We start from the raw sequence: 22257 nt of genomic DNA on the forward strand, positions 1-22257 counted from the left end.
GTGCAGGGATACAGATAGAATAATAGCGCCACAATACGCTTTTAGTGAATATTTAGGAAAACTATGAATTATTCAGGGTCTATCTTGTTTTTACAATTAAATTAATTGCGTCTTGAATTGCTTGGTCAGTAGATGGATCATTATCTTCGCTTCCAGCTATACACTGAGCTAAGTTCTCTGCCACAATCAAACCAATCGTACGATCAATACTGGAGCGAATTGCAGATAACTGTGTAACGACATCCTTACAATCTTTTTCTTCTTCCATCATTTTAAGGACTCCCCGAATTTGACCTTCCGATCTTTTCAGGCGATTTTTCATCTTTTTGTCATAAGAAGCAATCATACCTTTTCCCCTTTCCACGTAGACATTCCTCCTATAACATTCGTTACTTCGTATCCATTGTTCGCTAAATATTGACATGCCGCTGCTGAACGGGCACCACTTTGACAAATGACATAATAATCATTCCCTTTTTTCAGTTCAAAAGGGAAGTCACTTAAGGGAATCGATTTTGCTCCAGGAATGTGCCCCCTTTTGTATTCGTCTTCTTCTCGTACGTCCAATATATTCAAATCACGATTCCTACGGTACATTACATCAAATTCAGGCATTGAAATAGAATGATACATACTTTTTATTATCCTCTCTTTATTTTTTCAGGTTTAACGGTTGAATAGAGTGAAAAAGCTCCATCCAAGTTTTTGACAGTAAATCCATGTTGTGTCAAAATCCGTTCTGCAATATAGCTCCGCTGACCACTATGGCAGCTAATCAGATACGGTTTATCTCGATCCAACTCATGAAGTCTTCCGCGTATTTCATGTAATGGAATATTTTGAGAGTCCATTATGGCTCCATTTTGTTCTATTTCTCCTCTGTCACGGACATCCAACACGGTCCAGCCTTGTTCTTGTAATTCTTCTACTTCATACCATTGAGCCGTTTCAGAAAATCCTTCCATCACATTTAGAGCTGCATACCCCGCCATGTTAACAGGATCTTTTGCAGAGCCAAATGGAGGTGCATAAGAAAACTCAAGTTCTGGCAGGTCTTCAACAGTCAATTGTCCTTGAATAGCAGTCGCAATTACATCGATACGTTTATCGACTCCAGATTTCCCAACTGCTTGAGCACCATAAATCATGCCTGTTTTTGGATGGAATAATAGTTTTAAGACAATGGATTGAGCCCCTGGAAAATAACCAGCATGGTGATTACTCTGAATGTGAATAGCAGCATATAGCTGTTCTGCTGTTTTCAATTGATGTTCATTTAAACCTGTTGATGCTGCAACAAAGTCAAAAACACGTACAATTGCAGTACCTAAACTACCTTTGTTTTTCCGCTTCTGACCGGCAATAACATCAGCTACTTGACGTCCTTGGCGGTTAGCAGGGGACGCGAGTGAAATCATGGTATCTTCACCTGTCAATTTTTGTTTGACAATGATGGCGTCCCCAATTGCGTAAATATCCGGCTGACTAGTCTCATAATACTCATTTACTAAGATACCTCCACGCATACCTGTTCTCACACCGGCTGATTTTGCGAGGTCTGACTCGGGTTTTACACCAACCGATAACAAGGTTAAGTCACTTTCTAGCCGTACTCCGTTTTCAAGAATAATGATACGGCCTTCTTCCTCAAACGATGCAGCAGCTACTCCGGTATATAAAGAAATGCCTTTTTCTTTTAGTTCTTTCGTCAAGTAGGCAGCCATCTCTTTATCAAAGGTTGGCAGTACGTGGGAAGCTTTTTCCACCAACGTAACTTCCATTCCTCGGTTGAACAGGTTTTCTGCCATTTCTAAGCCAATAAAACCTCCCCCAACAACGGTTACTTTCTTAGCTTGTTTTTCTTCAATAAATTGGATAATTGAATCTACATCTGGAACATTACGCAGAGTGAACACGTTGGTCGCAGCTGACAGTCCCTTTGTTTCTGGAACAAAAGGTTTCGATCCAGGTGAAAGGATAAGCTTATCATATGAAAGAGAGTAAGTTTCCTCCCTATTCTCCACCGTAATCATTTTCGCTTTTGGATTAATAGAAACAACCTCGCTATTGATACGAACATCTAAATTAAAACGTTCCCGAAGTTTTTCAGGTGTCTGCACCATCAACTTGTCTCGATCAGCGATTTCACCTCCTATATAATAAGGCAAACCACAATTTGCGAAGGACACATAAGGTCCTTTCTCCATAATAATAATTTCTGCTGATTCGTCTATTCTTCGTAAACGTGTGGCGGCAGACATTCCTCCTACAATAACAACTCTCATTATTCCTTTCCTCCCTTCCTCGGTCCATTCCATGCGCGCATACCACCTTTTACATTTGTAACCTCGTAACCCTTTGCTTTTAATTGTTTTACAGCCTGTTTACTCCGCATACCACTCTCACAAATTACATAACATTTTGTTGTGGGTGTATATTCATTAATGATTTGTAGAGGGATGTTTTTTGCCCCGGGAATATGTCCTTCTACAAACTCATTATCTGTACGTACGTCGATAATAACCGGTTTTTCATGAAGATTTTGCTCTAGTTCTTTTGTGGTAATAGCTGGTATTTTAGAAAAAAACATTTATTTTCCCCTTTAATCTTATATTTATTGTATAGATACTTTTTATTTCACTTACAATTATACCCATAGGGGTATAATTGTAAAGTAAGAATACTCAAATAGTTAAAAATAAGCCTCGTCCTATTTTCCATTACCAGAAAATAAAACGAGGCTTAATTTGTTCAGCTACCTACCCTACGACTGAATAATTCGTATCTTCCAACACCTTATCGAATGCTGCCTTCTCAATAACTGACTGTGCTTCTACGACAGCTTTCTTCGCTTCCAAGTCTACGGATACGGATTCTACTCCTTCGATGGATTCGAATCTCTTTTTCACTCCATTGGCGCATCCATTACAGGTCATTCCTTCTACTAGTACTTCTTGTTTCATAATCATTTCCTCTTTTCGTTTTTTATTTTAATACAGACGGTTTGAATCCTTTTAAGCGTAATGCATTAATCAGTACAGATACCGAGCTGAAACTCATTGCGGCTCCCGCGATCATCGGGTTCAAGAGTGGTCCGCCAAAGAGATGCAACAGCCCCATTGCTACCGGGATGCCAAGGACGTTATAGGCGAATGCCCAGAACAGGTTTTCCTTAATATTCTTAATAGTTGCTTTACTTAGTTCTACTGCGGTCGGAACATCCATCAAATCACTTCTCATTAAAACAATATCCGCTGATTCCATCGCAACATCTGTACCAGATCCAATCGCAATCCCTACATCTGCTTGTGCCAATGCTGGTGCATCATTGATTCCGTCTCCGACCATCGCAACTTTTCTGCCTTCTTCTTGAAGTTTCTTCACTTCATTTGCTTTGTCTTCTGGCAACACTTCGCTTAGTACGCGGCCAATCCCTACTTGCTTGGCGATTGCTTCGGCAGTACGTTTGTTGTCTCCAGTGATCATAACAACTTCCAGACCCATGCGATGCAATTTTTCAATTGCTTGCAGGCTGCTTTCTTTGACTGTATCTGCTACAGCAATGATTCCAGCAATTTTGCCGTTTTTGGCAATGTACATCGGGGTTTTCCCTTGGTTAGCGAGTGTGTCGGATTCAGCAGTTAAGCTTCCAAGACTAATTTGACTTTCATCCATCAACTTTTTGTTTCCCAGCAACAGGTGATCACCATCGATGGTTACTTCGATTCCATGTCCAGGCACCGCGTTAAAGGCTGCTGTTTTTAGGAAAGGGATTCCTTTTTCTTCTGCGATGTTTACAATTGCTTCTCCCAGCGGATGCTCGGAGCCTCTTTCTGCCGATGCAGCTAGAGTCAGCAATTCTGTTTCAGATATTCCTTCTGCAGGAATAATGTCCGTTACTTTTGGTTTTCCTTCGGTAATCGTACCCGTTTTGTCGAAGACAATCGTTTTGATTTTGTGCGTCGTTTCTAGTGCACCACCACTTTTAATCAAGACCCCGTTTTCTGCACCTTTACCAGTACCGACCATGATGGCAGTGGGTGTAGCTAGTCCAAGCGCACATGGACAGGCGATAACGAGTACAGAAATGGTGATGGTTAAGGCAAATACCCAAGACTCTTGCCCTAAGAAATACCAAGCCACCCCAGAAAGTACAGCCAAAACAATAACGATTGGAACAAATACCCCAGAAATTTGGTCTGCCAATTTTGCGATTGGTGCTTTGGAACCTTGTGCATCTTCTACTAGTTTAATAATTTGAGCCAACGCTGTGTCTTTACCAACTTTGGTAGCTTTGTATTGGAAGCTACCGGTCTTGTTCATACTTGCCCCAATCACTTTGTCGCCTTTTTTCTTCTCTACCGGAATACTTTCTCCTGTAAGCATAGATTCATCAATGGACGTATTTCCTTCCATAACGACACCGTCGACTGGTAATTTTTCTCCAGGACGCACTACGATGAGATCCCCTTCTTGTACTTCCTCGATGGAAATCTCCATTTCGCGATCATTTCTCATAACGCGTGCGGTTTTAGGAGCCAGTCCCATCAACTTCTTGATGGCCTCCGATGTTTTTCCTTTTGAAACAGCCTCAAAATACTTCCCTAACGTAATTAACGTTAAAATAACGGCTGCTGATTCGTAGTAAAGTCCCATCGTAAAACTGCTATCTCCAGCATATACCATGTACGTTGCATACAAACTGTAGATAAAGGCGGCGCTCGTACCTAGTGCGACTAGAGAATCCATATTCGGGTGCCCTTTAAATAAACTCCTGAATCCCACTTTAAAGAAACTTCGACCGTAATATATAACCGGCATCGTTAGTAAAAGCTGGGTGAGCGCAAAAACGAGCGGGTTCATCATTGGGTCTAGAAACATAGGGAGCGGCATTCCTACCATATGTCCCATTGAGATATACAGCAAAGGTACGGTGAAGATGGCCGACATAAAGAATCGATGCCACATATCACGAATGTGTTGCTGTTTTTTCTCCCGGTCCACGTCTACGGTCTCGACCGTTGCTACTTCTTCGTGTGCTTCATACCCAGCTTCGCTAACAGCTCTTGTGATATCGGACAAGTTCAAAGTAGCTGGATCATATTCCACTACCATTTTCTCCGTTGCTAAATTTACAGAAGCAGTACTGACACCGGCTAGTTTTTGAATTGTTTTTTCGATTGTCTGCGCACAGGATGAACAACTCATCCCTTCTAGGTTGAACGTTTTTCTAACCGTATTGGAAATAGCTGTATAGCCTGCATCCGATACGGCTTTTTTGATGTCCGCTTCAGTTAAAGTAGATTCATCGAACTGGATATTCATTTTTTCGGTTGCGAGATTCACATTTGCTGCTTTTACTCCAGGTAATTTTTGTGCGGCTTTCTCTACGGTTTGGGCACAGGAAGCGCAGGACATCCCTTCAATATTAAATACTTTACTCTCCATTTTCAATCCTCCTGTCTGCATGGTTATGGTGTGCGTTACATTCACATTGCCCCGGCATACATTGGCAGTGAACTTCTAACACAGCCGTTTCTTTTTTCTTTTCTAACAGTTCTTCTAAATACTGAATATCATCAAAGCTCAAGGTACGTTCTTTAATCATGTCACCAATCACATGTCCTACATTCTTGTTACAAATTCGGCTGAATAGATCACTTGTATAATGGCGTACGGTTTCTTGTTCTGGAATAGCGGCTGAATAGATGAACTTCTTCCCCTCTTGCTCTGTAGATAGGGCTCCTTTTTCAACTAAGCGACCTAGCAATGTTTTAGTAGTTGCTTGCTTCCAATTCATTTTCGCTTCTAGGATAGAAATAACTTCTTTACTGGTTACTTGAACATTTGCCCAAACCACGCGCATTACTTCCCACTCAGCTTCCGTTATATTTGGATTTACTATCGTTGGATTCATTTTCTTGCCTCCTTCGTTTACAATAGTAAACTTCTTATATTTATAGTTTACACAAGTAAACGATAATTGTCAACCACTGCCCTTTTAAAAATAAAAAAGCAGAAAAAGGAATTAAAAAATTCCATTTCCCGCTTTCTTAAAAGATTTGTAACCTATTTTAGTAGAGCGTGCAAGTGAGGGGTGTTTTTGAACCTCACTTGCACGTTTTCGACAGTTTTGGTATAAGTGAAGGTTTTTTTGTGCCTCACTTGTCCGTTTTTGGCAATTTTGGTAGGAGTGAGGATTTTTTTAAGCCTCACTTGCACGTTTCCTTACTCTAACGTGAATTGATTGGCAGAAGCTCTTAGTTCCATAGCCAATTTTTCTAAATTAGTAATGTTTGCTGTGAACTCTTCCATGGTTGCTAGAATTTCTTCTGCGCTAGCAGATACTTCCTCTGCCCCAGCAGAGTTTTCTTCAGCTGAAGCAGCGATGCTCTCTAGTTCAGCAATCACTTCATCGCGGTGGACTTTCATATCTTCCGTGTGACGGAAAGCAATGATTATATTCTCCACGAGTTTTTCTACTTCAGTTGTTACCTCTGAATTCGCAGTAATCGCATCGGCAATCGTCAGTGTTTGTTTGTCACTTACATCCAATACTTGATGCAAGGTTTCTACCATGCCCGTTGACTTTTCTTGTACATTCTCGATGATGTCATGAATTCCTTTTGAAGAAATGCTGCTCTGCTCCGCCAGCTTCCGGACTTCATCTGCTACTACAGAGAATCCTCTTCCAGCTTCACCTGCACGAGCAGCTTCAATAGAAGCATTCAACGCTAACAGATTGGTTTGGTCGGCAATTTGGTTAATCGTGCGGCTTATTTCTTCAATATTTTGAATTCCTGTAGCAACTTCGCGAATATTATTTTGCAGTTCTTCCATTGCTGCAATCGTAACGGTCCAATTACCACTTACGGTTTCAATACTGGAGCTGTTTCTACCACTTGCGATTGTCGTTTTATCGGCATACATCCCCATGTCGTTCATGTTGTTACCGATTTGCTCCAATGCCTTATTCAATTCTTCCATTTTAGCAACGGTCTTCGTCGTATCTTCTGTCTGCAATCCCGTCGCCTCTGCAATTCCAGTAACCGTTACAGAAACTTCTTCCGTTGCCGTACTTGTCTGTGCGGCAATTTCGCCTAAATCTTCCGACATTTCAAAAATCGTGTCACTATTTTTTTGAATTAAAGCGACGGTATCGCGGAACGATTGCATCGTTTCATTAAAAGAAAGGGCAATTTGATGAATTTCGTCTCCATTTTCATCTAGGAGAGCTTTTTTGCGCGCTCTGAAAAGATCTTGAGCGGTCAGTTTAACGGAGAGGTTGCCATTCTTCGCTTCCTCAAACCCGTGTTGAAGGGCTTTGGTCATGCGGGTTACGGACTTGGCGAATGCCCAAGCCATAAGCAGACCGAACAGGCCACCAATCAATAGAACCACAGCTCCATTTTGGTTAATCCGCGTCAATTCCGTTTCCATTTCATCTGCTTGGACGGCTCCATAAGCGATGAGATCGAGTCCAGGAATTTTTTCATAATAAATGGCAAATTCGCCCTCGTTAAAATCATCGTAAATATATCCAGATTCTTGAGTCGCTTCCATGAATAAGGCTTGATCAGTAGCGGAGCTTCCTATTAAATCTGGTTGTCCAGACATCACGAAGTCACCTGTTTCTGAAAGGACAAAATGATACCCTGTTGTACCAATTTTTGTTGCAGCAACTTCAGCCGCAATATTTTCAAATGTTAGATCCATCGCTAAAACACCCGTTAGTTCTCCTTGCGGATTGTAGAGTGCCTGAGATGCAGTCATCACAGTAGCAGAAATCACCTCATCAAAATACGGCTGTGTCCAATTCAGTTCTCCGTCCTTTGCCACTGCCTCGATATACCATTCGCGCGTGGCTGGATCGTACCCATCTTCTCCTAAGAACGTACCGCGTAAAGTCGTTTGCTCTGGTTGAGCATAGTAAATATCCAGAACATATTGTCCCCCATCTCGCATCAGAGTTGCCTCTCGGTTAAAGGCGGCGGAGCTCTCTTCTTGCAAACTAGGTGAAGTTGCCAATACTTGGATTGTCTTTTCACCTTCTCGTTGAGCTTCAGACAATAAATTGATAATACTACGAGTAGCTTCTTGTTCCTGTGCTTCAATCCGCTTCCTCAATAAGCTAAGTCCACTTATTCCAGTTAAAGCACTAGCGGCTAACACAGAGATGAAGATACTGAGTAATAGAGCTGGGGCTACTTTCATTGCTAACGATTTCTTCTTAGTTTTCATTCTTACCATATGTATTTTTCCCCTTACCTCAATATTCTTTACTTACTTTTCATATATCGGTTATCAAAAGGGGAAATTAAGTGATTTTTGTTAAACTTTACAATGTTGCACATCATGTTCATTAATACAAAAAACCTACCCTCCATCTGGAGAGCAGGTTTATTTTACTCTTACAAGAAGACATCTCCTTGCCATTGCCATTGATCCAAGTAGTCCATATCTTCCTCATCTAGTTTGAAATCAAAAATAGCTGCATTTTCCTTAATCCGATCTTCGTGAACAGACTTGGTTAATGGAATCCATTCCTTTTGCACACAGTAACGTAGGAGGATTTGGGCAATGGTACGGTGATATTTCTCGGTCATTTCAACAACCGCTTCATCTTCTTGCATTTGCGGTATTGGAGAAAGTGGAGACCAAGCTTCAATCGCCATGCCAGCTTCCCGGCTCATCGCAACTGTTTCTTCTTGAAGCACACCCGGATGCAACCGTAATTGGTTGACCATTGGTTTAATTCGGCAATGAGGGAGCAAACTTTCTAAATGTTCTACTTTAAAGTTACTCAAACCGATTGCTTTTAGTTTACCAGCATCATACGCTTCTTCAAATGCGCGCCACGTTTCGATGTTATTCTCTACCCAATCTTCTTCATGTCCTTGAACAAAAGGCCAATGAATCAAAAATAAATCCATGTACTCTGTTCCTAAACGCGCTAAGGATTCATCAATGGTGCGTTTCGCATTTTCATATCCGTGATTGTCATTGTTCAATTTGCTAGTTAAGAAAATTTCTTCCCGTTTAACTCCGCTCAGGCGAATTCCCTCGCCCACCATTTCTTCATTGCCGTACATTTGTGCTGTATCGATATGGCGATAGCCGTATTCTAGAGCCCATTTTACGCCATTCTTGCATTCATCTGGATCTGTATTCCGCCATGTTCCATAACCCAACACAGGGATTTCCTTGCCATTTGTTAAAGTAATTGTCTGATTCATACTTTCCGCTCCTTTTTATTCATATATGAATATTTCGTCGAATTTACGCCTTTTTGCGTTATACTAGATTAAAAATAACTGTAAAAAGATTGGGGTGTTTGCTGATGGTCGTCATTGATCATGCATTTTTGTGCTTCTTAAATTTCTCGTTCCTTTCTTCCTTGTTCTTTCCTTGGGTTTTGACTCCCAACGTTCAAACTTACAACATTGACCCTATTTCAGGCTTCCAATTTTTTCTGCAGAATCTTCCTGGATTAGGGCTGGTTATTCTGATTTTCATCACGCACTTCTTGTTTTTGAAAGATCAGAGCAGGAATCTCTTTTTCTTGCTGGAGGTAGAACTGCTTTTGTTGACCATTTGGTTAGTGTATCCGTTCTTTTTTTGGGGAATGGATTATTTCACCGGCATACGGATCGGTTATATCATCGCTTTAGGAATTCTCATCATTTGGAATATTTACAATTCCATCCATTTATTCAAGCGACCATAAGATGTGCCTATGATTATTTTCATTCAAGGAGAACAAAATGTCAAACTGGAGGATTCTATGAACATTACGATTCTTCGAAAAACAGGATTCATTGGTAGTGCAACTTCTCTCCATGTAAAGATAAATGGTAAAAAAGTTGGAGCCATCAATCCCGATGAACAAATAAAAATTGATTTGCCAACGATTCCCGCACGCATTCAAGTCGTTCGTTTTGGTGCGAGGAGTAACACTTTAATAGTGGAAAATGGAGACCGGGTTGTAATTAGACAAAGTAAATGGTCTTACCTCTTGCGAATTCTAGCTCCTATCCTGGCCTCTTCCTTCATCCTTACTGATGATCCGCCGATGAAAGGAGTCTTTCTTGCAAGTCTGCTGGGGCTATTTGTCGGTTCCTTATTTTTGCAGGAGCTTCGCCTTTCTAAATAGGGAAGAATCTGAAGACCAGAAGGAACCGTGGATTCCATCTTCAGACTTTTGTCTAAAACTCTGAAGATGAGCGCAAAAATATTTCTGGTCTTCAGAGTTCACTCCATATAACAAAAGGAGCCGTCAGCTGACGGCTCCTTTTTAAGCTTCTGCTCCAACTTTTGCAATGCGGCCGTTTTGCACGTAAACCATAAGGACAGAAATGTCGGCAGGGTTTACGCCGCTGATTCGGCTTGCTTGGGCAATTGTTTCTGGATGGATTTTCTTCAATTTCTCTTTTGCTTCGTTTGCAATTCCGTTGATTGCATCATAATCGATGTTTTCCGGAATCCGTTTTTCTTCCATTTTCTTCAACTTTTCTACTTTGTCGACTGCTTTTTTGATATAGCCTTCGTATTTCACATGAATTTCCACTTGGCTGATGATATCACTGGTAAGTTCTTCTTCCAGTGGCGCAAATGGATACAAGCCTGCGTAATCGAGTTCTGGGCGTTTCAATAGATCAACGAATAAAAAGCCGTCTCTCATGGATGCAGAATTACGCGATTCCAAGTAGCTCTGTAGTTCTTCTGTTGGTTTCAAACGTGTGGTTTTCAAGCGAGCAATCTCTGCTTCTACTGCAATTTGTTTGTTGATAAAGGCTTGATATCGTTGTTCAGGCAACAAACCAATTTCATGGCCTATTTCGGATAAGCGGAAATCTGCATTATCATGGCGCAAAAGCAAACGATATTCCGCACGGGAAGTTAACAAGCGGTACGGCTCAAGGGTGCCTTTTGTTACTAAGTCATCAATCATAACTCCGATATAGGCATCACTACGTTTCAAGACAAGTGGTTCTTTTCCTTGAACCGCTAGAGCTGCATTGATTCCAGCCATCAAACCTTGGCCAGCTGCCTCTTCGTACCCAGATGTTCCGTTCATTTGGCCGGCAGTAAACAAGTTCTTCACGACTTTCGTTTCCAAAGATGGGCGCAATTGGTGCGGTTTGACTACATCATACTCAATCGCATAACCGGTCCGCATCATTTTGGCATTCTCTAAGCCGTCGATTGAATGAAGAACATCCAGTTGCACTTCTTCTGGTAGAGAAGAGGATAAACCTTGGACATATACTTCTTCCGTGTTGCGTCCTTCTGGCTCTAAGAACAACTGATGGCGCGGCTTGTCGCTGAAGCGAACGACTTTGTCTTCAATCGAAGGGCAGTAACGAGCACCTACCCCTTCCACAATCCCAGTAAACATCGGCGCCCGATGAAGATTGTCGCGAATAATTTGGTGGGTTTCAAGTCCTGTATAGGTCAACCAACAAGAAAGTTGGTCTTTCAAATAATCTTCATCTTTGGTTTCATAGCTAAAGTGATTCGGCGCTGCATCTCCTGGTTGCTCTTCTGTCTTCGAATAATCAATCGAAGAAGCGAGAATCCGTGGCGGTGTACCCGTCTTGAAGCGAGCTAAGTCAAAACCTAAGTCCAACAAGCGCTCTGACAATTTAATCGAAGGCTGTGAGTTATTCGGACCGGAAGAGTATTTCAACTCGCCAATAATAATCTGGCCGCGAGAAGAAGTTCCAGCCGTTAAGACAACTGCTTTGGCACGGTAAACCGCTCCAGTATGGGAAACAACTCCGCGAATTTCACCCTCTTCGACAATCAAATCTTCCACAATTCCTTGGCGAAGCAACAAATTTTCTTGTTTCTCAAGTGTTTTCTTCATTTCTTGGGCGTAGTCATTTTTATCTGCTTGCGCACGCAATGCTTGAACAGCAGGGCCTTTCCCAGTATTCAACATCCGCATTTGGATATAGGTCTTATCAATGTTGCGGCCCATTTCGCCGCCTAACGCATCGATTTCACGCACCACAACCCCTTTGGCAGGTCCGCCAATCGATGGGTTACAAGGCATAAAGGCAACCATATCCAAGTCAATCGTAATCAACATCGTACTTCGACCCATTCGTGCTGCAGCGAGGGCTGCTTCTGATCCAGCATGACCGGCTCCTACAACGATGACATCAAATGATCCAGCTTCAAATCGGTTCATTATTTCTTTCCTTTCTACTTGTCTTCTCTAGAGAATCTCTTATTTTCCTAAACAAAATTGGCTAAATAATTGCGTTAATAATTCATCTTGAACCGTATCACCTGTGATTTCACCCAACAATTCCCATGCTCGGGTGAAGTCAATTTGAACCAAATCAACTGGCATATCTGCATCAATTCCAACCAGCACTTCATCCAGCGCCGCGATTGTTTCATGCAACAAGGCGATGTGCCGAACATTGGAAATATACGTTGCATCGTGTTCGCCCGTTTCGCCAGCAAAAAACATAGCTGCAATTTGTTTTTCCAGTTGATCCAGACCTGTCTGTTCCAACATCGAAGTTGTAATAATGGTATCCAGGCTGCTCCACTCCGCTAATTCAAACGGCGTTACCTTCGCTTCTAGGTCACTCTTATTCAATAAAATAATTCGATTCATTGGTTGGGTAAGGTTCAACAATTCTTTATCCGCTTCCGTCAGCGGTTCATTTTGGTTAATGAGCAGTAAAATTAAATCCGCATCCATCAATGCTTTGCGGCTTCGCTCAACCCCGATCCGTTCCACAATGTCTTCTGTTTCCCGAATCCCTGCCGTATCGACCAGCTTTAATGGTACACCGTTGACGTTGACATATTCTTCAATTGTATCGCGAGTTGTTCCAGCAATGTCGGTAACGATGGCTTTTTCTTCACGAATCAGTCGGTTTAATAGACTCGACTTCCCTACATTTGGCCGTCCAATGATGGCTGTTTCAAGTCCCTCGCGTAAAATCTTCCCTTGTTTGGCCGTCTTTAACAGTTGCTCAACGTGGGCTCTCACTTCAATGGTTTTTTCTTTCAACAATCTCGTTGTGACTTCTTCGACATCATCATATTCTGGATAATCAATATTTACTTCCACTTCTGCCAGGGTGTTCAGGATGATTTGGCGAATACTCCGAATCAAGTTGGATAAGTCTCCGTCCAATTGGCGCAATGCCACATCCATCGCCCGGTCTGTCTTGGCTCGGATCAAGTCCATAACCGCTTCAGCTTGAGAGAGGTCAATTCGACCATTCAAGAACGCACGCTTGGTGAACTCACCGGGTTCTGCCATCCGTGCTCCGTTCTGCAAAACAGTTTGCAAGATCCGGTTCACACTGACTACACCACCGTGGCAGTTGATTTCTACTACATCTTCTTTGGTAAACGTCTTTGGTGCACGCATCACTGATACCATCACTTCATCAATCATTTCGCCCGTTTTTGGATTAAAAACGTGCCCGTAATGGATGGTATGGCTAGGAACGTTGGCGAGACGTTTGGATCCTGATTGATAAATCGCATCCGCAATCGCCACCGCATCATCCCCGCTCACCCGCACAATCCCAATTGCCCCTTCTCCTGGAGGTGTTGAAATTGCCGCAATCGTGTCAAACTCATTAATGATCAAATGAACCTCTCCTTCCTCTATATAGTAATTTTCCGCATGAAAAAAGTGCCCACTCCACCCCTTCGTTTTTAGGGTGGTTAAGCACTTTGACTGCGTAACACATCATTTGTAATTTGAATTCTAAGAAATTATACCGACTTTACTTACAAATTGCAAGTACTATCGCTTATTTCCTTATTCAGGAGGATAATCTTTCAACGTTTGACTTATTTCCTTTATGATAGGTACAAACCATTAGAAAGGGTGATGACCATGCCAAAAATTGAACGGTATCAACATAACCGGGAGCCAAAGAAAGATCAAGACCTTATTATCAAAATTGGCCGGTTCCGTTTCTATTTTCAGAATTACTATACGATTATTTCTCTCGTCAACGACCTCTTGACTGGGGGCTTATACTTTGCCGGGAGCCTCTCTAACTTATTAGGCGGTCCGGAAATGGTTGGGCAGATTCTCTATATCCTGGGCGGTTTCTTCCTATTAATGCGACCTGTTTTACGTATTTTTCGAAATATTTTCTTCTATGATGAAGAACAATTTCAAGAAGAAGTGGGCGACTTGGATACCGAAGAAGTACAATTGCGCAAAAAGAAAAAGAAGAAGTAAACCTTTTCCAAAAAGTGCTATAATAAGAACCAACAAATCTTCAACAAGGAGTTGGTTATCCATTGCAGTTAGACATGACCCACGGGAATATCTCCAAACATCTCATTCGTTTCTCTGTACCCATGGTGCTCGGGAACTTGATTCAGCTCTCCTATAACGCTCTTGATTCTATTATCGTCAGCCGCTTCGTTGGGAAGCATGCTCTAGCAGCAGTTGGAACAGCAAACCCCATCATGACCATCATCATTCTAGGAATCAGCGGCATCTGTATTGGTGCCTCCGTTCTGATGAGTGAATTTTATGGTGCCAAAGACTATGCAAAGTTGCGTCAGCAATTGTCTACGACCTTGCTGTTTGGCATGCTGTTCTCTGTTTTCATCCTATTCGGCGGTCTACTTCTGGCTCCTGTCATCTTGCAACTGCTCCAAGTTCCGGCTAACATTTTAGGCGAGGCCACCTTGTATTTCCGCATTATTTTATTTGGTTTTCCGTTTACCTTCCTGTACAATGCCTTAGCAGCTGCACTTCGCAGCTTAGGTAATTCGAAAACACCCCTTTACTTCCTAACCTTTTCCTCGTTACTAAATACGGCTCTCGATGTTGTATTCGTGGCGATTTTTGGCTGGGGTATTGCGGGAGCAGCTTGGTCAACCGTGATTGCGGAAGTTTTAGCCGGAATTTTGTGTTTGATTTATATTTACCGTCACATTGAGCCACTGCAAATAAAGCGTGACGAGTGGCGTTTCAATAAGGCACTACTCAAAACTACTTTGAATTATGGTTCAGTCACTGCCTTACAACAAGCAGCGCAGCCGATTGGGAAACTGTTGATCCAAGGGAAAATGAATACGCTTGGAGTCGATGTCATCGCCGTGTTTAATGCGGTTAACCGAATTGATGACTTCGCCTTTACGCCTCAACAAAGTATTTCCAACGGGATTACCGTGTTTATGGCACAAAACCGTGGCGCCAAACAAAAAGAACGGATGCAACAAGGTTTTTTTACCGGCCTTCGTTTAGAGACCATTTATTGGCTCTTCATTTGCGGTCTCATTCTCCTCTTTCAACGTCCGATTATGGAAGTATTTGTTTCAGCTGAGAACCAGAACTTGGTAGAAATGGGGATGGATTATCTTTCCCTCATGGCATTTTTCTACTTGTGGCCCGCTTATACCAACGGCCTCCAAGGTTATTTCCGTGGCATCAAGAAAATGCAGACGACCTTAGTAGGCACTGTCATCCAGATTTCATTCCGCGTCCTGTTCGTTTACTTGTTGGTACCACGTTTAGGATTAACCGGTGTAGCCTTTGCCAGCATGTTGGGCTGGACGGTTATGCTTCTTTATCAATTTTATTCTTACCGGATTTCACAAAAACAAATCAATCAAATCATGACACGATAGCCTATGAAACCCTATTCATTTCTGCTACGATTGCTTAAAGGAGGTTTGCAACGTGAATAAATTTCTTGATATTTATTTAGACTTAAAACATAAAATTGAAACCTTTGAATATCCAACCGGTTCGCTGTTACCAAGTGAGAAAAATTTAGCCTTACAATACGAAGTATCGAGAGAGACCATTCGAAAAGCGCTCACGCTCCTATTAGAAAGTGGCTATATTCAAAAGCAACAAGGGAAAGGCTCTATTGTCTTGGATATCCGTCGTTTCCACTTCCCTGTTTCTGGTTTAACCAGTTTCAAGGAGATACAAGATGCACAAAACATCAAAAACAAAACGATTGTCGTTAAAAATCGAGTAGAACCCATTCCAGAATTTTTAGCAGAAACCTTTGATCTTCCTCGCGACACAGAAGTTATTTCTTTGGTCCGGCTGCGGAAAATTTCTGGAGAGGTGATTATTTTGGACAAGGATATTTTACTGCGTGACATTGTCCCCTACGTTCCTTCAGAAGCGGCTGAGCACTCCCTCTATGAATACTTAGAAGAAGAATGTAACTTAAACATTTCCTATGCGAAGAAAGAATTCGTCGTAGAGCCCGTCACCCGTGAAGACCGCAAGTTGATGAACTTGAAGAACGACACCCATGTTGTTGTCGTGAAAAGTGAAGTTTATTTAGAGGATACACGCTTGTTCCAATACACGGAATCCAGGCACCGACTCGACCGTTTCAAGTTTGTTGAATTCGCCCGCAGAAAACACACATTATCATAAAAAGAAGCATCCGAAGGGACAATCACCTTCGGATGCTTCTTTTATGATAATGTTAATGGACCTTTATTCCGCTACATTTTCCATATCGACTTTCATTGCTTCCCCTTCTTGCAAGGAGTAATGCCCCGATTCATACGGTGCCCCTTCTACCGTCAGAACAACTTCTTCTACACCATAGTAGTAACCAATTGTATTTACAATTCCTTGTAAAATCAGGGATTCACCAGATGATCCTGCATTCAAGTCTGTGACGAGTTCTTTTGAAAAGTCTACATAAACACGGCCATCTTCATTTAAGTATAGGCTATTGATGGTAGCTGTATCTGGAATCAGCTTCCCGTAATCGATATTCGGCACTTGTCTCAACAACTCCGTCAACATTTCGCGGGTCACATTATTGGTAGAGAAGCCAACGTTGACGTCAGAAGTTTCGATTCCCATCGCATTCATATCAGGGAAGAACATCTTTACAACAACCATTTCTTGAACTTCTTCATCTCTTGCTTGCAAGGTCGATGAAACGACTGTGCCGCCCGTATTGTCGGTAAATTCTTCTTTTACTAAACCTAGTCCAACCGAGTAATAATCCTTTGTCACCGCGTTTTCTTCCGTGGTAGTAACTTCTAAGGCTGGGAAGACACCAAGTGGCGTTTCTACTTCCACATCCATAGCGGTAATTTCTGAAGTGGTTCCAGATGGATTCTCCCATGTGTTTCCTACTTCTAACGGTTCTTTCAATAAAATTCGACCAGCATTTTCATTTGTTTTATCAAGCATATTTTCGCGGTAATAAGTTTCACCTTGGCTGAATGTTTCTGTTAATTGACCATCTTTATATTCTACGACCGTTACCATTGTTGTTCCTGGATTTTTTTCTGCCCACTGCACCTTATTACCTTCAATATATTGAGGGTAGCGGTCAAAGGAAGCATACTCATTCCCTGATCCGATATAAGAGTAAAAAACATTTTCATCAAATGGGTAGTATTCCAAAATTGTTGCTGTTTCCTCAGTAGAACTTGATTCCGCTGATTCGGAAGTCATGGAACTTTCTTCCGAACTGCTTTCAGAACTCGTTTCTACACTTGCAGTTTCAGATGTTTCTGTTTCAGAATCCGTATTTGCACATCCGGCCGCAAATAAAGTCACCAGTAATAAAGCCCATAATCGTTTCTTTTTCATGTTCGTCCCTCCAGCTCCTATTCTACTTTTCATTATAACATTTTTAGCCGCTTTAGTGGACTAAGGAATCGAAGGCAATAACGTGCTGGGATTAGATACATTATACTCTACTAGTGAATGTGACTTTTCAAATCGAACCGAATTTCCTTCCGGCATTGTGACGGAAGAAGCGTAGCGTACGTTACTTAGACACTCGTTTTCATCCACTACATATGTGATTACAAAGTTTTCGTAATCTGTCTCTTCCATTTGTTCTACTTGTTTTTCCATATTTTCAATCATCCAAGCTTCTGTTTCACTTTTTTCTAACGTTTTCATTAATCTTTTTAATTCATTGATATGTTCCATCTTCATGCGTTCCACATAGGAGGCATTCATCGTCAATAAATACACCATTCCTGTTTCTTCTTCATTTACAGCGATGGCATCAATTTCTGATTTCTTGAGTTGCGGTTCAAATAAGGCGTCCATTGTTCCCTCGAATGAACGTAGAGGCACCGATACAGGTTCCCATTCTGCCTTTTCCAAAGGGTCTACTACCACTTTTTGATATTGTTTCCTATTTTTTTCAACCAGTTCAGAGGAGATTAATTGATATTTACCAGGAAAGTGGGTGAAGTAATACCAGTCATAGCTTCCATCCGTTTTTTTTACGAAGGATCCGCCTGTCTTTTGATGAATATTTTTCTCTTCTCCTGCTGCGTCTGTCTCGAGAAGAAATTCAAATCGTCCGTTTTCTAACCGTTGATTGTTCATCGCAGCAGTTTGAATCGTATCCATTACTTCCGTATCATCCACCAATACCGTACAACCGCTTACCAAGAAGACGCCGCCCAACAATAGAAGAAAACGAGTAACCGTTTTTTTCATGCGAACCTCTCCCTTCTTTCTCCTCCATTATACCTTACTATTTTGCTTTTCTTACCATTTATTCATATATGAATAAAACCCCCGACCGCTTCAATCGAAACGGTCAGGGGTTTCTCTTCTTAATAAAGGCTCAAATATTGATCTAATTCCCAATTTGTTACTTGAGCGAGATAGGTTGCGACTTCGATTTCTTTCGCTTCCAAGAAACTGCGGCTGATGTGTCCGCCAAGAGCATTCATTACAAGCTCATCCTTTTGCAAGGCAGCTAATGCTTCACCTAGATTTTTTGGTAAATCGTAAATATCATTTGCATAGCGTTCTTCTTTGCTCATCACATAGATGTTGCGATCGATTGGAGCAGGAACTTCTATTTTATTCTTCACTCCATCCAACCCTGATGCCAAAAGAACAGCAAGTGCCAAGTATGGGTTTGTGGCTGGATCCACACTGCGCAATTCTACCCGAGTTGACATGCCGCGTGATTCCGGAATTCGAATCAAAGGTGAACGGTTATGTGTACTCCAAGCAACATATACCGGCGCTTCATAACCTGGAACCAAACGTTTATAAGAATTAATGATTGGGTTACAAATTGCTGTAAATGCAGATGCATGTTTCAACAAACCTGCAATAAAATGATAAGCTGTTTCACTTAATTGACGTTCCGCTGTTTCGTCGAAGAACGCGTTTCCTTCTTCTGTAAATAAAGACATATTACAGTGCATCCCTGATCCATTAATACCAAAAACAGGTTTCGGCATAAAGGTTGCATGTAACCCATGCTTGCGGGCAACGGTCTTCACGATCAATTTGAATGTTTGGATATTGTCACACGCTTCAATGGCATTGGCATACTTCCAATCAATCTCATGTTGACCCGGAGCTACTTCATGATGGCTCGCTTCAATTTCAAAACCAAGCTCTTCTAGTTCCAATACAATATCACGGCGGCAGTTTTCGCCTAAGTCGGTTGGTGCTAAGTCAAAATAATTACCGTCGTCATTCAAGTCCATGGTTGGCTTGCCATTCTCATCCAACTTAAAGAGGAAGAATTCTGGTTCAGGTCCCAAGTTGAAATTTGTGAATCCTAAACCTTCCATTTCTTTCAGCACTCGTTTCAAGTTGCTACGAGGGTCCCCTGCAAAAGGCGTGCCATCCGGTTTATAAACATCACAGATTAAACGGGCAATTTTACCTTGCTCTAAGCCCCAAGGAAATACAAGCCACGTATCCAAATCTGGATGTAAGTACATATCACTCTCTTCAATACGAACAAATCCTTCAATTGAAGAGCCGTCAAACATCATTTTGTTGTCTAGAACCTTTTCTAATTGGCTGATTGGTACCTCTACGTTTTTAATCGTTCCTAAAATGTCGGTAAACATCAAACGTAAGTAACGGACATTTTTTTCTTTCACCATGGAAATGATATCTTCACGTGTATATTTTGACATGTTTATTCCTTCTTTTCGTTAGATTTTATCGGGACCAACTATTCTTGTCTCCGGGAATGAAGCTGCTTTGGTTGAGAATTTCTTGGTAGAGAATTCTTCTGACATCTTCATCAGTGAGACTATGCTCTACTTTTTCTGGTGGCTTCTGTTGTTTATTGGCTTTTTCTTCATAGATTCGACGAATGGCAATCATGTTTAGCCCATCATTCAAGTAGTCTTTCACCTCTAAGAGGCGATCGATGTCCTTTAATGAATACATTCGTCGATTGGTCTCTGTCCGCTGGGGAAGGACCAATCCTTGTTCCTCATAATACCGAATTTGCCGGGCGGTCAGATCGGTCAGTTTCATGACGGTACCAATCGTAAAAACAGCCATCGAGCGTCGCAATTCTTTTTCTTTCATCTCACCAACTCCCCAATTGTGATTAGTTGCCCTAATGTTGATTAATTGATAACACTGGTATAGAATAAAGCAATCTTTTTTACACGTCAAAAAAAAAGTTACATTTCATGTCATGTTTTCTAACATACTGCAAAAATAGTGGAATAGCAAGCCTTTTTCATGTTAGACAATCTCCCTTTTTTGCCTTACTATTAATAAAAAGGAGGGAATTTAATGAAAAGAAATCAATTAGTGGGCGCTTTGGGAGGTTCTGGATTTTTATTAGTTATTAAAGGAATTGCCGGAGTCGTTGAAAATATCTGGATGCGCCCATCCTCTAGTTGGCGAACCGCCCTTACCATACAGGATTTCTTACTTTACTTCCTCTTTCTAATCAGCATCCAGATGCTCGTTTCAGCTTTCCGTTCTGCTCGTCCTTCTTTTTGGAAATTAATCCCTCTTGTTTTACTGGCTGGCCTTCTTTTTCTTATCCCACTTTTCGACACTACTCTTTTTTCCGTTCATCCCGTTATATTGGTCTTACTAGGAGCTTCTTTGTTACCCATGATGGGACAATTAAAATAATTTTCCTCAAAAAAGAGCGTACTCCAAAAGGCGTACGCTCCGAATCTTTTAACGCATACCATGTCCGTAAGCAGCAACAATCGTGACAAAGTGATGTCGGAACTGCTTTTTGGATCACGTTTACGACCGCACATTCGTATACTTAGACGTACGATCCTTCCAAAATAAACAATTAAATGTCGCTGAAAATAAAGCTTTTTTAAGACATTCTCAAATTTAAATGCACCTAAACACCCACGAGACTGTTTTAAATTCTATTTTAATAAATTGTCTTTTCTACCATCTACTCTTTATATATCTTTATCGAACCGCAACTATAATATTCTCCTCGTTCTATCATCACGAGATCAAGTGTTACGAGGGTAGAATCTAACAACTCAGGAAAGAAAATACGCCATAGATTATAATTATCGAGAAACGATTTCAAATTATCGTATCTCGATAATTAATTGTTGTTTTATAACAATAACTACTGTATATTTAAATTAATTTATAGAAGAGGTGATTGTTATGAATATTAAAAGGTTTCGTATGATAAGCAGGGTTAGCTCTGTATTATTGAAAATGTTCACTGTATTTAGCATTATCCTTGTAGTACTTGGCTTATATATCATCACATTTGGTGACGGTAACTTTTGGTTCACATACAGTGGCCCATCCATTCCCTTATTTTCTACTGGTGGGAGTTCTGAAGGTGTAGGAATTACTGATGCCGAAGAAAAGTTGGCTTCAATGATTATTGTTCCACTTACAGTTGTTGCCTCTTCCTTTGTTCTTTTAAAAGGTAGCCAAATTTTTACATGGTTAAGTAAAGGTGAAACGCCTTTTTCTGAAAAATTTGCAAATACTATTAAACGATTAAGTTTGGTGCTCATTATCTTTGATTTGCTTATTCCTATCATCTATTATTCTTTATTGTCGTTGATTTCTGTAGATGGTTATCACTATACGATAGGCTTCGGCTCTGCCTTCATAATAGGCATCATTTTATTTATCGTTTCTGAAATATTCAAGTATGGTATTGAATTGCAGTATCTAGCAGATGAGACAGTATGAGGAGAGTTTTTTATGGCAATTATTGTGAGATTAGATCGTGTTATGGCTGACCGGAAAACGCTTCTTAAAGATTTGGCTGATGAAGTGGGTATAACGAATGTGAACTTGTCAAAGTTAAAGAATGGTAAAGTAGTGGCGATTCGATTTGAAACTTTAAACGAAATTTGTAGGGTTTTAAACTGCCAGCCAGGAGATATTTTAGAATACGTTGAGGATTAGTCGATTTTAATTTTCAGCCTTATACCTGAATAATTCATACCGACAAAAAAATGATCTGTTGCTCTAAATTTTACCGGAATTTATATTTTTTATTCCGTCTC

The 22257-nt window shown here is 41.1% G+C and carries 23 protein-coding genes; 8 read left to right on the plus strand and 15 right to left on the minus strand.

Annotated elements, in window-relative coordinates; all coding sequences use genetic code 11:
- Positions 1-79 precede the first annotated feature (79 nt).
- From PVE40_RS09255 to PVE40_RS09295, 9 genes are all read right to left on the minus strand, one after another.
- A complete protein-coding gene (locus PVE40_RS09255) occupies positions 80-346 on the minus strand; it encodes a metal-sensitive transcriptional regulator (RefSeq protein ID WP_274731650.1) in 267 nt (88 codons plus the stop codon).
- Entirely contained in the window at positions 343-633 is a 291-nt protein-coding gene (locus PVE40_RS09260) for a rhodanese-like domain-containing protein (protein WP_274731628.1), read from the minus strand. The genes PVE40_RS09255 and PVE40_RS09260 overlap by 4 nt, the downstream gene beginning before the upstream one ends.
- An 8-nt stretch (positions 634-641) precedes the next feature.
- A complete protein-coding gene (locus PVE40_RS09265; protein WP_274731629.1) occupies positions 642-2285 on the minus strand; it encodes an FAD-dependent oxidoreductase in 1644 nt (547 codons plus the stop codon).
- Positions 2285-2590, minus strand: coding sequence for a rhodanese-like domain-containing protein (locus PVE40_RS09270; protein ID WP_274731630.1), 306 nt, complete (start codon positions 2588-2590; stop codon positions 2285-2287). Before PVE40_RS09270 ends, PVE40_RS09265 begins: the two co-directional genes overlap by 1 nt.
- A gap of 169 nt (positions 2591-2759) precedes the next feature.
- Entirely contained in the window at positions 2760-2963 is a 204-nt protein-coding gene (locus PVE40_RS09275; RefSeq protein ID WP_274731631.1) for a heavy-metal-associated domain-containing protein, read from the minus strand.
- A gap of 22 nt (positions 2964-2985) precedes the next feature.
- Positions 2986-5448, minus strand: a complete 2463-nt coding sequence (locus PVE40_RS09280; protein WP_274731633.1) for a heavy metal translocating P-type ATPase — start codon at positions 5446-5448, stop codon at positions 2986-2988.
- Complete coding sequence (locus PVE40_RS09285; protein ID WP_274731634.1) at positions 5438-5917, minus strand: CopY/TcrY family copper transport repressor; 480 nt, start codon at positions 5915-5917, stop codon at positions 5438-5440. Before PVE40_RS09285 ends, PVE40_RS09280 begins: the two co-directional genes overlap by 11 nt.
- A 311-nt stretch (positions 5918-6228) precedes the next feature.
- A complete protein-coding gene (locus tag PVE40_RS09290) occupies positions 6229-8250 on the minus strand; it encodes a methyl-accepting chemotaxis protein (protein ID WP_274731635.1) in 2022 nt (673 codons plus the stop codon).
- A 161-nt stretch (positions 8251-8411) separates the two neighbouring features.
- Positions 8412-9236 (minus strand): aldo/keto reductase, encoded by an 825-nt coding sequence (locus PVE40_RS09295; protein ID WP_274731636.1) that lies wholly within the window; start codon positions 9234-9236, stop codon positions 8412-8414.
- Positions 9237-9340: 104 nt separating this feature from the next.
- Between PVE40_RS09295 and PVE40_RS09300 the strand changes: the two genes are divergently transcribed.
- The gene (locus PVE40_RS09300) at positions 9341-9727 is read left to right on the plus strand and encodes a hypothetical protein (RefSeq protein ID WP_274731637.1); all 387 of its coding nucleotides are present in this window, start codon (positions 9341-9343) and stop codon (positions 9725-9727) included.
- 57 nt (positions 9728-9784) lie between these two features.
- Positions 9785-10153, plus strand: coding sequence for a hypothetical protein (locus tag PVE40_RS09305; RefSeq protein ID WP_274731638.1), 369 nt, complete (start codon positions 9785-9787; stop codon positions 10151-10153).
- 141 nt (positions 10154-10294) lie between these two features.
- Here the strand turns inward: PVE40_RS09305 and mnmG are convergent, their stop codons facing one another.
- A complete protein-coding gene (gene mnmG / locus PVE40_RS09310; RefSeq protein WP_274731639.1) occupies positions 10295-12196 on the minus strand; it encodes a tRNA uridine-5-carboxymethylaminomethyl(34) synthesis enzyme MnmG in 1902 nt (633 codons plus the stop codon).
- A gap of 39 nt (positions 12197-12235) precedes the next feature.
- Positions 12236-13624 carry a tRNA uridine-5-carboxymethylaminomethyl(34) synthesis GTPase MnmE gene (mnmE, locus tag PVE40_RS09315; protein ID WP_274731651.1) on the minus strand — a complete coding sequence of 463 codons (1389 nt, stop codon included), beginning with the start codon at positions 13622-13624 and terminating at the stop codon, positions 12236-12238.
- A 255-nt stretch (positions 13625-13879) separates the two neighbouring features.
- On the opposite strand from mnmE, the gene PVE40_RS09320 reads away from it, so the two are divergent.
- The 3 genes from PVE40_RS09320 to treR all read left to right on the plus strand — a co-directional run bounded on the left by PVE40_RS09320 (position 13880) and on the right by treR (position 16408).
- Positions 13880-14233 (plus strand): YrhK family protein, encoded by a 354-nt coding sequence (locus PVE40_RS09320; RefSeq protein WP_274731640.1) that lies wholly within the window; start codon positions 13880-13882, stop codon positions 14231-14233.
- 62 nt (positions 14234-14295) lie between these two features.
- Positions 14296-15636 (plus strand): MATE family efflux transporter, encoded by a 1341-nt coding sequence (locus PVE40_RS09325; RefSeq protein ID WP_274731641.1) that lies wholly within the window; start codon positions 14296-14298, stop codon positions 15634-15636.
- Between the two features lie 52 nt (positions 15637-15688).
- Positions 15689-16408, plus strand: coding sequence for a trehalose operon repressor (gene treR, locus PVE40_RS09330; protein ID WP_274731642.1), 720 nt, complete (start codon positions 15689-15691; stop codon positions 16406-16408).
- A gap of 63 nt (positions 16409-16471) precedes the next feature.
- On the opposite strand, the gene PVE40_RS09335 is transcribed toward treR, so the two are convergent.
- The 4 genes from PVE40_RS09335 to PVE40_RS09350 all read right to left on the minus strand — a co-directional run bounded on the left by PVE40_RS09335 (position 16472) and on the right by PVE40_RS09350 (position 20317).
- Positions 16472-17590 (minus strand): GerMN domain-containing protein, encoded by a 1119-nt coding sequence (locus PVE40_RS09335; protein WP_274731643.1) that lies wholly within the window; start codon positions 17588-17590, stop codon positions 16472-16474.
- Between the two features lie 60 nt (positions 17591-17650).
- Positions 17651-18460 (minus strand): hypothetical protein, encoded by an 810-nt coding sequence (locus tag PVE40_RS09340; RefSeq protein ID WP_274731644.1) that lies wholly within the window; start codon positions 18458-18460, stop codon positions 17651-17653.
- 119 nt (positions 18461-18579) lie between these two features.
- A complete protein-coding gene (gene glnA / locus PVE40_RS09345) occupies positions 18580-19920 on the minus strand; it encodes a type I glutamate--ammonia ligase (protein WP_420828526.1) in 1341 nt (446 codons plus the stop codon).
- A gap of 19 nt (positions 19921-19939) precedes the next feature.
- On the minus strand, positions 19940-20317 hold the full coding sequence (locus tag PVE40_RS09350; RefSeq protein ID WP_274731646.1) for a MerR family transcriptional regulator: 378 nt from the start codon (positions 20315-20317) through the stop codon (positions 19940-19942).
- A 213-nt stretch (positions 20318-20530) separates the two neighbouring features.
- Here PVE40_RS09350 and PVE40_RS09355 point away from each other — a divergent pair, with 213 nt between their 5' ends.
- From PVE40_RS09355 to PVE40_RS09365, 3 genes are all read left to right on the plus strand, one after another.
- Positions 20531-20881: a hypothetical protein gene (locus PVE40_RS09355; RefSeq protein ID WP_274731647.1), complete on the plus strand. Its 351-nt coding sequence runs from the start codon at positions 20531-20533 to the stop codon at positions 20879-20881.
- A 510-nt stretch (positions 20882-21391) separates the two neighbouring features.
- On the plus strand, positions 21392-21937 hold the full coding sequence (locus PVE40_RS09360) for a DUF2975 domain-containing protein (RefSeq protein WP_274731648.1): 546 nt from the start codon (positions 21392-21394) through the stop codon (positions 21935-21937).
- A gap of 12 nt (positions 21938-21949) precedes the next feature.
- Positions 21950-22156, plus strand: a complete 207-nt coding sequence (locus PVE40_RS09365; protein ID WP_274731649.1) for a helix-turn-helix domain-containing protein — start codon at positions 21950-21952, stop codon at positions 22154-22156.
- The last annotated feature ends 101 nt before the right edge of the window (positions 22157-22257 follow it).

The sequence above is a fragment of the Jeotgalibaca caeni genome, from assembly GCF_028863945.1.
Lineage (GTDB): Bacteria > Bacillota > Bacilli > Lactobacillales > Aerococcaceae > Jeotgalibaca > Jeotgalibaca caeni.

Coding starts and splice junctions, on each gene's coding strand:
- PVE40_RS09285 (WP_274731634.1), bottom strand. CDS start 5,917: ATGAATCCAACGATAGTAAATCCAAATATAACGGAAGCTGAGTGGGAA.
- PVE40_RS09290 (WP_274731635.1), bottom strand. CDS start 8,250: ATGGTAAGAATGAAAACTAAGAAGAAATCGTTAGCAATGAAAGTAGCC.
- PVE40_RS09275 (WP_274731631.1), bottom strand. CDS start 2,963: ATGAAACAAGAAGTACTAGTAGAAGGAATGACCTGTAATGGATGCGCC.
- PVE40_RS09265 (WP_274731629.1), bottom strand. CDS start 2,285: ATGAGAGTTGTTATTGTAGGAGGAATGTCTGCCGCCACACGTTTACGA.
- PVE40_RS09340 (WP_274731644.1), bottom strand. CDS start 18,460: ATGAAAAAAACGGTTACTCGTTTTCTTCTATTGTTGGGCGGCGTCTTC.
- PVE40_RS09350 (WP_274731646.1), bottom strand. CDS start 20,317: ATGAAAGAAAAAGAATTGCGACGCTCGATGGCTGTTTTTACGATTGGT.
- PVE40_RS09305 (WP_274731638.1), top strand. CDS start 9,785: ATGAACATTACGATTCTTCGAAAAACAGGATTCATTGGTAGTGCAACT.
- PVE40_RS09335 (WP_274731643.1), bottom strand. CDS start 17,590: ATGAAAAAGAAACGATTATGGGCTTTATTACTGGTGACTTTATTTGCG.
- PVE40_RS09260 (WP_274731628.1), bottom strand. CDS start 633: ATGTATCATTCTATTTCAATGCCTGAATTTGATGTAATGTACCGTAGG.
- PVE40_RS09255 (WP_274731650.1), bottom strand. CDS start 346: ATGATTGCTTCTTATGACAAAAAGATGAAAAATCGCCTGAAAAGATCG.
- PVE40_RS09365 (WP_274731649.1), top strand. CDS start 21,950: ATGGCAATTATTGTGAGATTAGATCGTGTTATGGCTGACCGGAAAACG.
- mnmG (WP_274731639.1), bottom strand. CDS start 12,196: ATGAACCGATTTGAAGCTGGATCATTTGATGTCATCGTTGTAGGAGCC.
- PVE40_RS09270 (WP_274731630.1), bottom strand. CDS start 2,590: ATGTTTTTTTCTAAAATACCAGCTATTACCACAAAAGAACTAGAGCAA.
- PVE40_RS09355 (WP_274731647.1), top strand. CDS start 20,531: ATGAAAAGAAATCAATTAGTGGGCGCTTTGGGAGGTTCTGGATTTTTA.
- PVE40_RS09320 (WP_274731640.1), top strand. CDS start 13,880: ATGCCAAAAATTGAACGGTATCAACATAACCGGGAGCCAAAGAAAGAT.
- PVE40_RS09295 (WP_274731636.1), bottom strand. CDS start 9,236: ATGAATCAGACAATTACTTTAACAAATGGCAAGGAAATCCCTGTGTTG.
- PVE40_RS09360 (WP_274731648.1), top strand. CDS start 21,392: ATGAATATTAAAAGGTTTCGTATGATAAGCAGGGTTAGCTCTGTATTA.
- PVE40_RS09280 (WP_274731633.1), bottom strand. CDS start 5,448: ATGGAGAGTAAAGTATTTAATATTGAAGGGATGTCCTGCGCTTCCTGT.
- PVE40_RS09300 (WP_274731637.1), top strand. CDS start 9,341: ATGGTCGTCATTGATCATGCATTTTTGTGCTTCTTAAATTTCTCGTTC.